This is a genomic window from Alphaproteobacteria bacterium US3C007 (assembly GCA_034423775.1).
In the GTDB taxonomy this organism is placed as follows: domain Bacteria; phylum Pseudomonadota; class Alphaproteobacteria; order Rhodobacterales; family Rhodobacteraceae; genus Thalassovivens; species Thalassovivens spotae.
The window spans coordinates 2651305-2667543 of sequence record CP139918.1 but is presented as its reverse complement, the minus strand read 5'-3'; the positions used below and the strand labels follow the sequence as shown (position 1 = coordinate 2667543).

At 53.3% G+C, this 16239-nt stretch carries 12 protein-coding genes; 4 read left to right on the top strand and 8 right to left on the bottom strand.

What is annotated here, in order from left to right:
* Window positions 1-45 precede the first annotated feature (45 nt).
* From sufB to UM181_12725, 3 genes are read right to left on the bottom strand one after another with little or no spacing between them, the layout of a single operon-like run.
* Window positions 46-1569, bottom strand: a complete 1524-nt coding sequence (gene sufB, locus UM181_12735; GenBank protein ID WQC62182.1) for a Fe-S cluster assembly protein SufB — start codon at window positions 1567-1569, stop codon at window positions 46-48.
* 20 nt (window positions 1570-1589) lie between these two features.
* Complete coding sequence (locus UM181_12730) at window positions 1590-2639, bottom strand: aminotransferase class V-fold PLP-dependent enzyme (protein WQC62181.1); 1050 nt, start codon at window positions 2637-2639, stop codon at window positions 1590-1592.
* Window positions 2636-3097, bottom strand: a complete 462-nt coding sequence (locus UM181_12725) for an Rrf2 family transcriptional regulator (GenBank protein WQC62180.1) — start codon at window positions 3095-3097, stop codon at window positions 2636-2638. Before UM181_12725 ends, UM181_12730 begins: the two co-directional genes overlap by 4 nt.
* Window positions 3098-3247: 150 nt before the next feature.
* Here UM181_12725 and UM181_12720 point away from each other — a divergent pair, with 150 nt between their 5' ends.
* Window positions 3248-3901: an alpha/beta hydrolase gene (locus tag UM181_12720; protein ID WQC62179.1), complete on the top strand. Its 654-nt coding sequence runs from the start codon at window positions 3248-3250 to the stop codon at window positions 3899-3901.
* A 47-nt stretch (window positions 3902-3948) separates the two neighbouring features.
* Here the strand turns inward: UM181_12720 and mfd are convergent, their stop codons facing one another.
* Both mfd and UM181_12710 read right to left on the bottom strand, forming a co-directional pair.
* Complete coding sequence (gene mfd / locus UM181_12715; protein ID WQC62178.1) at window positions 3949-7404, bottom strand: transcription-repair coupling factor; 3456 nt, start codon at window positions 7402-7404, stop codon at window positions 3949-3951.
* A gap of 40 nt (window positions 7405-7444) precedes the next feature.
* Window positions 7445-8017, bottom strand: a complete 573-nt coding sequence (locus tag UM181_12710) for a hypothetical protein (protein WQC62177.1) — start codon at window positions 8015-8017, stop codon at window positions 7445-7447.
* Between the two features lie 62 nt (window positions 8018-8079).
* Here UM181_12710 and hemB point away from each other — a divergent pair, with 62 nt between their 5' ends.
* From hemB to gyrA, 3 genes are all read left to right on the top strand, one after another.
* Window positions 8080-9084, top strand: a complete 1005-nt coding sequence (hemB, locus tag UM181_12705) for a porphobilinogen synthase (GenBank protein ID WQC62176.1) — start codon at window positions 8080-8082, stop codon at window positions 9082-9084.
* A gap of 81 nt (window positions 9085-9165) precedes the next feature.
* Window positions 9166-9765, top strand: a complete 600-nt coding sequence (locus tag UM181_12700; protein WQC62175.1) for a YSC84-related protein — start codon at window positions 9166-9168, stop codon at window positions 9763-9765.
* Window positions 9766-9885: 120 nt separating this feature from the next.
* The gene (gyrA, locus tag UM181_12695; GenBank protein WQC62174.1) at window positions 9886-12630 is read left to right on the top strand and encodes a DNA gyrase subunit A; all 2745 of its coding nucleotides are present in this window, start codon (window positions 9886-9888) and stop codon (window positions 12628-12630) included.
* A 48-nt stretch (window positions 12631-12678) separates the two neighbouring features.
* On the opposite strand, the gene UM181_12690 is transcribed toward gyrA, so the two are convergent.
* The 3 genes from UM181_12690 to UM181_12680 all read right to left on the bottom strand — a co-directional run bounded on the left by UM181_12690 (window position 12679) and on the right by UM181_12680 (window position 16124).
* Window positions 12679-14163 (bottom strand): carboxypeptidase M32, encoded by a 1485-nt coding sequence (locus UM181_12690; protein WQC62173.1) that lies wholly within the window; start codon window positions 14161-14163, stop codon window positions 12679-12681.
* Window positions 14164-14166: 3 nt separating this feature from the next.
* A complete protein-coding gene (locus UM181_12685; GenBank protein ID WQC62172.1) occupies window positions 14167-15315 on the bottom strand; it encodes a COX15/CtaA family protein in 1149 nt (382 codons plus the stop codon).
* A 62-nt stretch (window positions 15316-15377) separates the two neighbouring features.
* Window positions 15378-16124 carry an RNA methyltransferase gene (locus tag UM181_12680; protein WQC62171.1) on the bottom strand — a complete coding sequence of 249 codons (747 nt, stop codon included), beginning with the start codon at window positions 16122-16124 and terminating at the stop codon, window positions 15378-15380.
* Window positions 16125-16239 lie beyond the last annotated feature (115 nt).

Sequence of the window (16239 nt, the reverse complement as noted above, 5' to 3'; positions counted from 1 at the left end):
GTTTTCATCGCACGCAGCTTGCCCCGGATCGCCACAACGGCGCGGCTAGCCCACCGAGCCTTCCAGACTGATCGCAACCAATTGCTGCGCTTCCATCGCAAACTCCATCGGCAAAGCCTGCAAAACATCTTTACAAAAGCCATTCACAACCAGCGCGACAGCCTCTTCTTCATCCATTCCGCGCTGTCGACAATAAAACAGCTGATCATCATCAACCTTTGACGTGGTCGCTTCATGCTCAACGCGCGAAGAATTGTTCTTCACCTCGATGTAAGGCACCGTATGCGCCCCGCATTTATCACCGATCAACAGACTATCGCATTGCGTATAATTACGGCTGTTTTTGGCCTTGGGATGCATTGAAACCTGCCCACGGTAGGTGTTTTGCGCCACGCCTGCAGAGATCCCCTTCGAGACAATCCGAGATTTTGTGTTTTTACCCAAATGGATCATTTTTGTGCCAGTATCCGCCTGCTGGTGATTGTTCGCGATCGCGATCGAATAAAACTCGCCCTGGCTTTCATCACCGCGTAGAATGCAAGAGGGGTATTTCCAAGTCACGGCCGACCCGGTTTCAACCTGCGTCCACATGACTTTGGCGCGATCGCCGCGGCAATCTGCACGTTTGGTCACAAAGTTGTAAATGCCACCTTTGCCTTCCTCATCGCCCGGGAACCAGTTTTGAACCGTCGAATATTTAATTTCGGCATCTTCTAGCAACACCAACTCAACGACCGCCGCGTGCAATTGCGTGGTGTCCCGCTTGGGGGCCGTGCAGCCCTCCAGATAGCTGACATAGGCGCCCTTATCGGCGATGATCAGTGTGCGTTCAAACTGACCGGTATTTTCCGCATTGATGCGAAAATAGGTAGACAGCTCCATCGGGCAGCGCACGCCCGGTGGAATGTAAACGAATGAACCATCCGAAAATACAGCGCTGTTCAACGTCGCATAGTAATTGTCAGACACCGGCACAACCGAGCCAAGATATTGGCGCACCAATTCGGGGTAATCTTTGATCGCTTCGGAGATCGAACAGAAGATCACACCCGCTTTTTTCAGCTCTTCTTTAAACGTGGTGCCCACAGAAACGCTGTCAAACACCGCATCAACTGCCACTTTACGGCCCTCGGCGGGAACCTCTTGATCGGATTCCACTCCGGCCAAGATCATTTGTTCCTTCAACGGAATCCCCAGCTTTTCATACGTTGCCAAAAGCTTTGGATCCACCTCATCCAGCGATTTTGGCTTTTCAATCATTGATTTGGGGCGCGCGTAATAATATTGATCCTGAAAATCTATTTTCGGGTAGCTGACCATCGCCCAATCCGGCTCTTGCATTTGCTCCCAGCGGGCAAAAGCTTGCAAACGCCACTCGGTCATCCAGTCCGGTTCATCATTCTTTTCCGAGATCAGCCGCACGATATCAGGGTTCACGCCTTTCGGGGCGTATTCCATTTCAATCTCGGTATCCCACCCGTATTTATAGGCACCGCCAACTTCGCGCACCGCGTCAACAGTTTCCTGATCGACACCCTCTTTGACGTCCATTTGATCCAAAGCAGCCATTTTGGCCTCCTTATTATTGGCTAGGCGCTACGGCGGCGACCTTGTAACCGATGTTGATGAGCGCCCCAAACCTCGACAAAGCGCTCGATATCTTCTTGTTTATTCTGCGGCCCCAAACTCACTCGAAGCGCGCAGGCTGCTTGCTCAGCTGAAAACCCCATGGCTTGCAAAACCCGGCTGCGTTTTACTTTTCCGCTCGAACAGGCAGAGCCTGCAGAGACTGAAAACCCCGCCAAATCCATTTGCATCACTTGGGTTTCCCCGCGCCAACCCTCCGAAATCATGTAACTCGTATTGGGCAATCTGCGACCACCCTGACCTACAAAAATAGTCTCCGAAGCGGATTGTGCAACCGCCTTTTCTAGAATGTTTCTAAGTTTTTCAACTTGCTCCCAAACGCCATCGGCCAAGTCGCGCTGTGCGGCCTCGGCCGCGGCGCCAAAACCGGCGATTCCAATCACGTTTTCAGTGCCCGAACGGCGGCCCATTTCTTGCCCACCGCCTTTGATTTGCGCTGCGACCTCGGTTCCGCGCTTAACGATCAATGCGCCAACGCCTTTGGGCCCACCAATTTTATGCGCAGAGACAAGCGCCATAGTGGCGCCGCTCCAGTGAAACGCAACGGGAAGTTTTCCAAACGCCTGCGTCATATCGCACAGCGCCAAACCATCGGGCAATTGCTGCAGAATGCCCGTTTCAGAATTTGCCAATTGCAGCGCCGTTGCCCCGGGCGCTTGGCAAGCCACCCCGCCATCTAAGCCGCAACTCAAATCGCTCTGACACCATGAGGACACGGCTTCATGCTCAATATCCGCGCAGCGAATGCCGCGTCCGGTCAGCGCCAATCCAGCCGCTTCAGTGGCGCCGGATGTAAAGATAACATCCGCGCCCTGCGCGCCCAGTGCCGCGGCAACCTGCTGGCGGGCTGTTTCCACTATAGCGCGCGCCTGACGCCCTTCAGCATGCACCGAAGATGGGTTTCCCGCAAGCGCCATGGCGTGCACCATAGCCTCGCGCGCCTCTTCGCGCAGCGGTGCACTGGCGTTATAATCTAAGTAAACCCGGTTCATTCCTCATCAACCAATGACAAAAACGAAGGAATCGCCGGACATGGCATAAGATCATTCTCGATCACATCCGATAAACGGGTCTGGTGCAAAAATACGTATACATGCGCGCTCAACCCCTCCCACAGGCGGTTGGTTAGTGATTGCGCGCGGCTGCCAGAAAGCCCCCCAGTGGCGCCCGCGCCTTTATGCATGGCATCCAGCTTTTCATCGACCGCCGACAAAACATCAATAATCCGCATCTCATGGGGCGATTTGCCCAATTTGTAGCCACCGCCCGGCCCCCGAACAGATTGTACCAAACCAGAGCGCCTTAATTTTACAAACAGCTGCTCCAAATAAGCCAACGAGATGTTCTGACGCTTGGAAATATCAGCCAATGTCACCAGCGCGTCCTGCGGTTGCAAGGCGATATCGGACAAAGCGACCATTGCATATCTGCCTTTCGTGCTGAGTTTCATCGTTTCATCCCGCAAATTGATTGACCTGCATTGCTGCACAGACTATCTGCAACCCCAATCAAACGCCGCAGAGCAATTTAGAATAGTTCTAATATGGTTGATATAAACTGTCAACAATAAGCCGCCGGCGCCAAGGAGAGAAAAAAGCGTATGCCTGAGGTAATTTTTCCCGGTCCTGAAGGTCGTCTTGAAGGCCGCTATCATCCGCAAAAAGATCGCGATGCGCCTATCGCCATCGTTTTACATCCGCATCCGCAATTTGGCGGCACGATGAACAATAAGGTCGTCTATAATTTGCATTACGCATTTTACAATATGGGTTTTACCGTTCTACGCTTTAATTTTCGGGGTGTCGGGCGCAGCCAAGGCGAGTATGATCAAGGCGTTGGTGAATTAAGCGATGCGGCCGCGGCGCTCGATTACCTTCAATCGATGAATAACAACTCAAAACATTGTTGGGTTGCAGGGTTTAGCTTTGGCGCATGGATTGGCATGCAATTGTTAATGCGCCGCCCCGAAATTACCGGTTTCATTTCCGCCTCCCCCCCCGCCAACATGTACGATTTCTCATTTTTGGCGCCCTGCCCGTCTTCTGGTTTGATCATCAATGGCACCGAAGATCGGATTGCCCCGCCCGCCGACACGGTTGGGCTGGTTGAAAAACTGCATGAACAAAAAGGCATTACCATCACGCATACGGAACTTGAGGGATCAGGGCATTTCTTTGAGGACCGGCACATGGATGACATGATCGGCCACGTCTCGTCATATGTGAAGCGCCGTCTCACAGAGACCAGCCGTTAGCACATTACTCCAAAACGGCCCAACGCATGGCAGGATGCTCAGGGCGCTTAAGGTTTTGGGCTGTCCACGGGCTTGGGCTTGGCTTTCGCCGCTAAATCTTTTGCAATAGCAAAAGAGCCCTTGATCTTATCACTGATTTTTGTCCAATCGCGCCGCACAACCAATTTGTTATCTTTAATCTTTGCCAAACCGCGTTGATCTTGAATGAACTCAACAAGGCCTTCAGGGGCGGCAAATTTATTATTGTGAAATTGCAAAACAGCGCCTTTTGGGCCCCCATCCAGCTTGGCGATACCCGCGCGTTTGCACATTGCCTTTATCCGCACAACCAATAACAGCGTATTGACCTCGCGGGGCAAGGCGCCGAACCGATCGATGAGTTCGGCGGCAAAACCTTCCAACTCCACTTTCGTGCTAAGCCCAGAAAGCCGGCGATACAGCCCGAGCCGCACATCGAGATCCGGGACAAAACTCTCTGGTATCAGCACCGAAACGCCCAAATTGATTTGCGGGGCCCATTGATCATCACCGTCAGACAAACCCTCTAATTGGCCCGATTTGATCTTTGAAATCGCCTCTTCAAGCATATTTTGATAGAGCTCATAGCCCACATCGCGCATTTGTCCGGATTGCTCTTCCCCCAGTAGATTGCCCGCGCCGCGGATATCCAAATCCTGCGAGGCCAAAGTAAACCCCGCCCCTAAAGAATCTAATGAGCCCAACACCCGCAGGCGTTTGCTGGCCGTGTTGGTTAATTTAACCCGGGGCTTGGTGGTCAAAAACGCATAAGCGCGGGTTTTAGAACGCCCAACTCGACCGCGAATTTGATAAAGCTGGGCCAGACCAAACATATCGGCGCGATGCACAACCATGGTATTCGCGCTTGGAATATCCAAGCCCGATTCAACGATCGTTGTGGCGAGCAAAATATCATATTGGCGATCATAAAACGCATTCATGCGCCGATCCAGCTCACCTGCAGCCATTTGACCATGCGCAACCACATAGGTCAGCTCGGGTAACTGTTCTTGCAAAAAGGCCTCGATTTCGGGCAAGTCGCTGACCCTGGGCACCACGTAAAAGGACTGACCACCGCGATAATGTTCCCGCAAAAATCCTTCGCGAATGGTCACGGCATCAAATTCACTGACATAGGTGCGAATAGCCAAGCGATCCACGGGCGGCGTGCCGATGATCGACAGATCGCGCACCCCAGAAAGGGACAATTGCAACGTACGCGGGATCGGCGTGGCGGTCAGAGTTAAAACATGAATGTCAGAGCGCATCTGCTTCAGCCGTTCTTTATGCTGCACCCCAAAATGTTGTTCTTCGTCAATAATCAGTAGCCCTAAATTCTGGAATTTGATCGATTTGGCGAGCAAGGCATGCGTGCCCACAACAATATCAACGGTTCCGTCGCTAATACCATCGCGCGTGGCTTGCGCCTCTTTGTTCGAAACAAATCGCGATAATTGGCGCACGTGTAATGGAAAGCCGCGAAACCGCTCGGCAAAGCTTTGCGCGTGTTGACGCGCCAGCAACGTGGTAGGCGCGATCACGGCGACTTGCGTGCCTGACATCGCGGCAACAAAGGCCGCCCGCAAAGCCACTTCGGTTTTGCCAAACCCCACATCCCCGCAAATCAACCGATCCATGGGCGCGCCCGATGTTAAATCATCTACGACATCTCCGATTGCCATCAGCTGGTCGTCGGTTTCCTGATAGGGAAAGCGCGCACAAAACGCATCCCAACTGCCGGGCGGCGGTTCTAAAATCGGCGCTTTTCGCAAAGCCCGTTCGGCAGCAACGCGGATCAACCGATCAGCCATATCGCGAATACGTTGCTTGAGCTTGGCCTTTTTGGCCTGCCAGGCCCCCCCACCCAATTTATCCAAAAGGCCTTCGTCATGGCCATATTTACTAAGCAATTCAATATTTTCAACGGGCAGATAGAGACGCGCGCTTTCCGCATATTCCAACACCAGACATTCATGCGCCGCCCCCGCCGCCGTCACCAATTCAAGCCCGTGATAGCGGCCGATCCCATGATCGACATGCACCACCAAATCACCCGCAGATAAGCTTTGCGTCTCGGTCAAAAAATTTTCAGCTTTGCGGCGCTTTTTGGCGCTGCGCACCAAACGGTCCCCCAAAATATCTTGTTCAGAAATGACCGTGAAATCGGGGGTTTCAAAGCCATGTTCAAGCCCCCAAACCGTGACGTAAAGCCCCGCATCGCCAATTTGCGCCCGGGTGTTTATTTTGACAGGATCGCCAAACCCTTCATCGCTGACCAATCCACTTAAGCGTTCACAAGAGCCGTCGGAATAGCTTGCTAAAATCACGGGGCCAATCACTGATTTTTTCTGAATATGCTGACATAATGCATTGAAAAGGCTTACCGTTTCCTGTTGGCGCTCTGGCGCAAAATTACGCCCCATACGCCCTTGCGCGTCAATCACACCCGGCCCGCTGGCATGCGCCAAAGGATGCAATTTTAACACTTTATGCCCGTTTAAACTGGCCGCCCACGCCGCGTCATCTAAATACAGCGCCGTTGGCGTGACCGGTTTGTAAACGGAATCCAAGCGTTGCTTGGCCTGCATCGCCAATTTACGCGTTTCATATTGGTCCTCAATACCTTCCCAACGCGCCAGTCGCGCGGGCTCGAATTGGTCATCAAAGCTCACGCAAACCTCTGGGAGGTAATCGAACAGGCTTTCCAAATGCGCGTGAAAAAACGGCAACCAATGTTCAAACCCTTGAACCTTTTGGCCTGCACTTATCGATTCATACAACGGATCATCGCTGCGGGCTGCCCCGAATTCGCTACGGTAATTTTGACGAAACCGGGTGATTGCCGCCTCATCCAAAATCACTTCCGAGACGGGCGATAATTCAATCTCAGATAATGTTTCAGTTGTGCGTTGACTGACCGGGTCAAACCGACGCGCCCCATCCAATACATCCCCGAACAAATCCAAACGAATTGGGCCCAAATCACCCGGAGGATAAATATCGATAATCCCACCGCGAATGGCGTAATCTCCGGGCTCCAGCACCGTCGGCGCCTTAGAAAAACCCATACGAACCAAAAAAGAACGCAGCGCCTCTTCATCGATTGGCCGGCCGACCTCGGCCCGAAATGCCGCATCGCGCAACACCTGGCGCGCCGGTAAGCGCTGCATCGCCGCATTCAACGTGGTAAGCAAGATGAATTGTTTGGGCATGCCATGCACAAGCCCGGCCAATGTGGCCATCCGACGGGCTGAAATATCCGCATTCGGCGATACCCGGTCATAGGGCAAACAATCCCAAGCGGGAAACTCTATCACGGGCATGTCTGGTGCAAAAAACCGCACCGCTTCGGCAAAGGCCGCCAACCGCTTATCATCCCGTGCAATATGCATAAGAGGGCGCCCATCTCGCTGCATTTGGCGCAAAATAATATCTGCGTCAAACCCCTCTGGTACGCCCCCAATTGTTACGGTGTTGGCCATCATTCAAACCTTGTTGCGCAAAAAGTAAACCATCCGGCTTTTTTCATAGGACCAGCTTATTTATATTGAAAATCATCCCCCAGAACGCCGTCAGAAAAAGCGTGAGCACGCCGATACAAAACGTCCAAAACCGGATCCATCGGAGTTTTATGTAGACCTGCGCGAAATCGGGCTGGGCGCCGGTAATACTGCGGGCAAAGCGCAAGCGCAAGAGCAAGACGGGCCAAAGCGGCACCACCAAAAGGAATAAAGCCTGCAGCACCTCATTGCTATATCCAAAGGCTGCCACCGCCCAAAACCCCACCGCGAATCCAGCCCCCAAGGCCAAGCCCAAGCGCACAGCAGCAATCGCGGGGGGAGCCACACGCTGCGCCTGCGCAAACAGCCGAATTAAAGCTTCCTCTTGCGCCTCCGCATCAGCCTTTGACGCGCGCTGTAAATCGGAAAAAGGAACGCCCAGGATATATTGGCTGGTCACCGCCCAAACAAGCACAAGGATAACCCAGAACCAAACGCTGGTAAAAGCCGTAAAATCAAGGTTATCAATGAGTAGCACGATAATTTTCTCTGGGTTACGGCGAATAAGCGCATCGAATGGGCAGCGCTTTAAGCGCAATCAATCTCTTGCTCGGCTGCTTGTTACATGCCACGATGTGGCCGGTCAACTGGAGGATCATAATGGCAACGAACCCAATCGCGGCATTTCCCGCCAGCCGCTTTCGCCGCGCGCGGCAATCGGCAGCCACGCGCGCGCTCATCCGCGAGAACACGTTGAGCGTGGGAGATCTAATCTGGCCGGTATTTGTCTGCGATGGTCAAAATATCGAGCAACCCGTGGCCTCGATGCCGGGGGTTTTCCGGCGCAGCGTTGACAAAGTGGTCGAGGCGGCAAAATGGGCTGCTGGCTTGGGAATTCCGGCAATTTGCCTCTTTCCTTATACGGATCCCGCGCTGAAAACGCAGGATTGCGCTGAAGCGTGGAACCCAGAAAACCTTTCAAATCGGGCCACGCGCGCGATCAAGGCCGCCGTGCCAGAGATCGCCATTATGACCGATGTCGCGTTGGACCCCTATAATATCAACGGCCATGACGGTTTTGTTGTCGATGGCAAAGTGGAAAACGATTCAACGCTTGAAGCGCTTGTAAAACAGGCGCTCTCGCAAGCGGAAGCCGGCGCAGATATCATTGGGCCCTCGGATATGATGGATGGCCGCATTGGGGTCTTGCGCCAGGCGCTTGAGCAGGCCGGCCATCAAGATGTTATACTTCTGTCTTATGCGGCAAAATTTGCCAGCGGGTTTTACGGCCCATTTCGCGACGCGGTCGGCGCTGCGGGTGCCTTAAAGGGCGATAAATCCACCTATCAAATGGATCCAGCCAATTCAGATGAGGCGCTGCGCCAAGTGGCCAGAGACCTCTCCGAGGGCGCCGATATGGTTATGATCAAACCAGGCATGCCTTACTTGGATATCTGCCGACGGGTCAAAGATGAATTTGGCGCCCCAACATATGCATATCAAGTGTCGGGCGAATACGCGATGTTGCAAGGCGCGATCGAAAATGGTTGGCTTGATGGTGATAAGGTCATTTTGGAAAGCCTGATGGCCTTTAAGCGCGCAGGCTGTGACGGTATCTTAACCTATTACGCGCCCTATGCGGCCCAAAAACTCAAAGGAATGTGAGCGAAATCTAGGATGACAAACTGCGTAAGACAGGCTAGAGACTGAGGCAACCCGGTACCACTATAAATCGAGCAAAATGAAATGAACAAGCTGACCTCAAAATTACGTCTCTTTGCAAGCCTTTCTGCCGCAGTCGTTATGTTAAACGGCTGCACGGCGGCGCTTGTTGATACCGAGGCTTTAAAGGCAGAAGCCGAATATTTAAAAGAAGATGCCACCAAAATTGACGCCAGAGTAGACGCCACGCTCGAGCAGCTTTATCAAACCCATCCCCATACGCAAGACTTAAGCCAACGCGCCGCGGGTATGTTGGTCATGCCGCTGATAACCGAGGCCAGTTTTGGCTTTGGCGGCTCTTACGGGCGCGGGGCACTGCGCGCGAAAGGAGAGACGGTCGAATATTATTCTATGGCCTCCGCCGGCTATGGCTGGCAGTTCGGCGCGCAACAATATGCGCATGCGTTGTTTTTCATGAGCTCGAAAGCGTTAGACGATTTTCGCAATTCCGACGGTTGGACCGTAGGCGGCGATATTGATTATGCGTTTCAGGGTGATGGTGAGTCGCTACGGCTTGACACCACCACGCTGAATGCCCCCGTGATCGCGGTGGTTTTTGGCCAAGCCGGTCTGAAATTCGGAGTCAGCCTAGAAGGGGCAAAATACACGCGCATTCTGCCCTAAATCTTGCAGAAATTACCGTCTTTGACCGAATGAAACAGCCTCTGCCATTGCGCAGTATATGGTTGTTCTGCTAAGGTTAAATCACAAGATTTAGATTAGGCATCGAAAAGAGCAGTTTATTTGACCGACACGCCAGAAACCCCCGAAGCCACCGAAGAAACGCCCCCGCAACGCGCTGTCTATGACGGGCCCAGCGTTTCGATCGCGGAGGAAATGAAAACCGCGTATCTTGACTACGCGATGAGCGTGATCGTCAGCCGCGCGATCCCGGATCTGCGCGATGGATTAAAGCCGGTGCATCGCCGGATTTTATACGCCATGCATGAAACCGGCAATACGCATGATAAATCCTATCGCAAATCAGCCCGCCCCGTGGGGGACGTCATGGGTAAATATCACCCGCATGGCGACAGCGCGATTTACGATGCTTTGGTGCGCATGGCGCAAGATTTCTCAATGTCGCTGCCGCTGCTGGATGGGCAGGGCAATTTTGGCTCTATGGACGGAGATAATGCCGCCGCAATGCGCTATACCGAAGTGCGCATGGACAAGCCGGCCTCATTCTTATTGGCCGATATCGATAAGGATACGGTCAATTTTCAAGATAATTACGATGGCAAAGACCGCGAGCCAACCGTGCTTCCAGCCCGATTTCCAAATATGCTGGTCAATGGCGCGGGGGGCATTGCCGTTGGCATGGCAACCAACATCCCGCCGCATAACTTGGGCGAAGTGATCGATGCCACTTTGGCTTTGATCGAGAATCCCGACCTCACCAGCGAAGAATTAATGGGTTATGTACCGGGGCCCGATTTTCCGACCGGCGGCATCATGCTTGGCCGTTCGGGCGCGCGCAAAGCGTATTTAGAGGGGCGCGGCAGCGTTATTATCCGTTCGAAAACCCGCGTCGAAGAAATTCGAAAAGACCGATTTGCCATCATCATTGATGAAATCCCTTATCAAGTAAACAAAGCCGCGATGATTGAAAAAATCGCAGAACAGGTGCGCGAAAAGAAACTCGAAGGCATCTCGCATGTGCAGGATGAAAGCGACCGGGTCGGGGTTCGGGTTGTGATCGAATTGAAACGCGATGCAACCGCAGAGGTTGTTTTGAACCAACTATTCCGCTTCACCCCGATGCAAACCTATTTTGGCTGCAATATGTTGGCCTTAAACGGGGGGCGGCCGGAACAATTGACGCTGCGATCGTTCTTAACCAATTTCATCGCCTTTCGCGAAGATGTTGTGGCGCGCAGAACCGCGTTTGAGCTGCGCAAAGCGCGCGAACGCAGCCATATTCTATGCGGGCTGGCCGCGGCCGTTTCAAACGTTGATGAAGTTGTAGCGACCATTCGCAGCTCGGTTGACGCCGCCGATGCGCGCGCCAAATTGATGACGCGGGCATGGCCGGCAGAAGAGATACTTGAATATATTAAACTAATCGATGATCCGACCCATCCTGTGAATGCAGATGGCACCTATCATTTATCAGAGGTACAAGCCCGCGCGATCCTTGAATTGCGCCTTCAACGCCTGACCCAAATCGGGGTAAAAGAAGTAACCGATGAATTGCAAGAATTGGCGGGAAAAATCCGCGAATATCTAGAAATTCTAGGCTCGCGTGACCGTATTATGGCGATCATCACGGATGAGCTAAACAGCGTGAAAGAGCAATTTGCGGTTCCGCGCCGTACAGAGATTATCGAATGGTCCGGGGATCTGGATGACGAGGATCTGATTGAGCGCGAAGATATGGTGGTGACGATCACCTCGGGGGGCTATATCAAACGCACCCCATTGGTGGATTTTCGTGCCCAGCGTCGCGGCGGCAAAGGCCTGTCAGGCATGCAAACCAAAGATGAAGATTTGGTCACCTCGCTCTTCGTGGCAAATACCCATACCCAATTGTTGTTTTTTACGACCGATGGCATGGCCTATAAGCTGAAAACCTGGCGCCTGCCCCAAGGCGGGCGTACCTCAAAGGGCAAGGCTGTAGTGAATATTCTGCCCATTCCAACCGGAGTTTCGATCGCTGCAATCATGCCGGTTGATATCCCCGAAGAGGAATGGGAAAACGTGCAAATCATTTTTGCGACATCGGCTGGCGATGTGCGCCGCAATGCGCTGTCTGATTTCACCAATGTCCGCGCCAATGGTAAGATTGCCATGGATCTGCCAGAGAATGTAGAGCTGGTAAACGCGCGCATCGCAACTCAAGACGATGATGTGATGTTGGTCACCAAATCAGGCCGGGCGATCCGCTTTTCAACCAACGCGGTGCGGGTTTTCAAGGGGCGCAAATCCACCGGTGTGCGCGGCGTGCGCCTCACCGGTGATGATTGCGTTGTCTCAATGTCGATCCTACGCCATTTTGAAGCCAGCTCAGATGAGCGCGCCGCCTATCTCAAGATGCGCCGCGCCGTCGCGGGAATGGTTGATGACGAAGGAGCTGGCACTGAGGATGAAGAGGTCAGCGCCAATGCAACCATAAGCCCAGAACGCTATGCCGAAATGTCAGCCGCCGAGAACCTGATCTTAACGATCAGCAGTCGCGGCTCCGGAAAACTGTCCTCTAGCCATGATTATCCCGTCCGTGGCAGAGGCGGCATGGGCGTTGCTGCAATGGATAAAGCGATGCGGGGCGGCGATTTGGTTGCCAGCTTCCCGGTCGATTTGGAAGATCAGATCATGCTGGCCACCTCAAAAGGCCAATCCATCCGGGTGCCCATTGAAGGTATTTCTTTCCGCTCGCGCAGCGCCGGAGGCGTGAAAGTTTTCAACACAGGCAACAACGAAGAAGTTGTTTCCGTCGCCCGGATCGTCGAACAGTCGGAGGACGAAGAAGCCCCGGAAGGCGAGGCTTAAATTCTAAACCCGCAAAGCGGCCAAGCCTAGAAAATGATTTGCACCTATCTATGCCAAATCATAGAGGTCTGAAAACTTTGCGTGGATATAACGCAGGAATGCCGCTTCGGATGGTGCCTTGCCGCAAGCGGCAGTCATCAATTCATGGGCCGGCAAAAGATTACCGTGGCGTTGCACATTCTGTTTCAACCATGCACAGGCAGGCCCTAAATTACCCGAAGCTAGATCTGTATCTAAATCTGGAAGCGCCGATTGCAGGCTTTCAAACAGGCAACCCGCATAGACATTGCCCAAAGAATAAGTTGGAAAATAGCCGAATAACCCAATTGACCAATGCACATCCTGCAGCATCCCATGCGACGGGCGATCAACCGCATATCCGAAATCTGACAAAAACCGATCATTCCAAGCCGCTTCAAGGTCCGACACCGCAAGCTCTCCAGACATCAAATCACGCTCAAGATCAAACCGCATCATCACGTGCAAATTATATTGCAATTCATCAGCTTCGGTTCGGATATAACCACGGCTGACGCGATTCACCGATTGGTAAAACTGCCGCTCAGAGCCAACGCCAAAAGAGCCAAATACGTCGCGCATCCGGCCATAAAGAAAGCTGGTGAACGCTTCAGAGCGGCCCAATTGATTCTCGAAAATGCGGCTTTGACTTTCATGAACCCCCATTGAGCAGCCATGCCCAATCGGCGTAAAGGCATAAGATTGATCTATATTCTGCTCATAATTGCCATGACCCACCTCATGAATGGTCGAATAAAAACACCCTAACGGATCACTGGGATCGGTGCGTGTGGTAATCCGTACATCCGCGCCAGTTCCGGAACAAAAGGGATGCACCGCCCTATCGATCCGCCCAGAGGCCATGTTATAGCCAAAACATTCTGCCAACTCTTGGCTCATTTTCAACTGTAGCTGCGGATCAAATTGCCCCTCTAATTCAGGCGCAGACGGGCGCTCAAGCACCGCGGAGCGCAGCGCGACCAATGGGCTGCGCAAGGCATCAAACATTTTTGAAATTTCAGCCGTGCTGCCATCGGGTTCATAATCCTTAAGCAAGGCATCATATGAGCTGAGCCCTGTGCCATCGGCCAAGGCGGCGGCCTCTTGCTGGCGCAGCGCAACCACCTCGGCCAATATCGGTGTAAAATCTGCAACCGCCTCATCCGCGCGTGCTTGGGCCCATATATGTTGCGATTTTGACGTTAATCCGGCCAAAGCCACCGAAATCTCTTCGGGCACTTTGCAATTGCGTTGATAGGATTGCTCAATCAACTGCACGTGCCGCTGTTCTGCAGCGGCCAGTTGTGTTTGGCGCGCCGCGGCCAGCAACTCCCCCAATTCGGTGCTGCTGCGCCGGGCATGCAAAGTTTTTTCAAGCGCGGCCGATTCCTGTGAGCGGTCTGAAATGGCGCCTGACGGCATCATCGTTTCCTGATCCCAGTCAAGGCGGGCCGCGATTTTTGACAATGCCTCTGTTTGATGCTGATACTCCATCAAAATCTGATAGGCGCTCATGATCTAGGCTCCCTTTATGAATTGCTCGGGCGGGAATCCGGCCACGAAACGCGCCCGAATAACCAAGACCCACAGCGCAATGCCCCCCAATTGGTGCAGGATCGCTAAGGACCAAGGCGCCGAATGCATCACGGTGACAACGCCCAACACCATCTGCAGCACGAGCATGCCCATCACCCAAGCAAAGCCAGAGCGCACCAGGCTATTTCCTGATTTGCGCGACCGCCTCCAAACCACCACGCCAAAGACAAAGAGCAGATAACCCGACATCCGGTGAATAAATTGCACCAAACCATCATCTTCGAAGAAATTACGCCACCAAGGCGTTAGGCTGAATGGATCGGGGGGAAAAAAACCGCCCGCCATTAAAGGCCAGTCGATATAATTGCGCCCCGCATCAATTCCCGCCACCAGCGCTCCGATTAAAATTTGCAAAAAGGTAAAATGCATCAATCCGGTGCTCATGGAAAACAGACGCTGTTCGCGCCTGCGGCGCTGTTGCAAAAGCGCTCTTTCTGAAAGGCCGAGCGAGAGCGCAAACCAAGCGATGAACCCCAAAATAACAAAGGCCAACCCCAGATGCGTTGCCAAGCGATAGCTGGCCACGTCCAAACGCTCGCCAGTTAGGCCGCTGGCCACCATCCACCACCCAATCGCGCCTTGCATGCCACCCAAAACACCCAGCAACAATAAACGGCCAGTCCACCCAGCGGGGATTTTACGGGCGGCGAAAAACACTGCAAACCCAACGGCCCAAACCAATCCAATCACGCGGCCCAGTTGCCGATGCCCCCATTCCCACCAGTAAATAAATTGAAATTCTGCCAGGCTCATGCCTTTGTTTTGAAGTTCATATTCGGGGATGGCTTTGTATTTCTCGAACTCGCTCTGCCATGCCTCGGCAGATAAGGGGGGCAACGCCCCGGAAACGGGTTTCCATTCGGTGATGCTTAAACCGCTATCGGTCAGGCGTGTCAGTCCCCCAAGCAGAATCATCGTTACCACCAAAGCAAATAAAAGATACAACCAGATCCGGATCCAAAACCGGGCCCCGGCGCCGCGACCCTGATCAATCATACCCTGAACCGGCGCCCCGTCAGTTGCTGCGCTCTGCGATCCAACCTCTTCAAATATCGATCTTTTATCATTCATCTTCGTAAAAAAACCCTTATCACTACATGCTAAAAGTTAGCCTAAGACGGCGGCTGTTCAAGTCAGTCTTGGCCTTTGTTACCTCGCACCAATTGCCGCAGCACCCCATGCAACATTTGCACATCCGCGCGGGTCAGTGAAAAGCGAGACCACATATTGCGCAAATTCACCTTCATGCCGGGCGCCTTGGCCTCGGGAAAGAAAAACCCAGCATCCTCAAGCCGTTCTTCATAATGTTGGGCCAGCTTTTCAACCTCAATCGCCTCTGCCCATTGGGTTTTTGCCAGTTCCATGCGCGCCAGCTCAACCTGCCCCTGCGCGCGGCGCCACTCATAGGCCATCAGCAGCACGCATTGCGCCAAATTCAGTGATGGAAAATCAGGGTTAACCGGCACCGATATCAACGCATTTGCCCCCGCGATATCTTCATTTTCCAACCCCGCGCGCTCTGGACCAAATAACACGGCTACTTTTTGCCCCTGAGCGATTTTTTCTGCAGCTTGGCGCATCGCCTCTTCCGGCGCTAAAATAGGCTTGGTTAAGCCGCGGCCGCGCGCTGTTGTGGCGAAGACAAAACTGGTATCGCCCACCGCTTCGGAAACTCCATCAAAATGCTGCGCCGCATCCAGCAACCGGCCCGCGCCACTGGCCATCGCCACCGCGCGCGTGCTGGGCCAACCATCGCGCGGCGCAACCACGCGCATTTGCTCCAAACCAAAATTCCACATCGCGCGGGCGGATGCGCCGATATTTTCGCCCATTTGCGGGCGGACCAAAACAAAATAGGGTTGACGCTGTGACTCAGGCACGGCTTAAGCCTCCTTAAATAATGGCCTTGCTCTACGCCAGAAAGACCGGGGTTTAAAGCCCCCTAGCAAAGATCAGCCATAGTCAACGCAGGCAAATCGCGTTAGCCTGACGAAA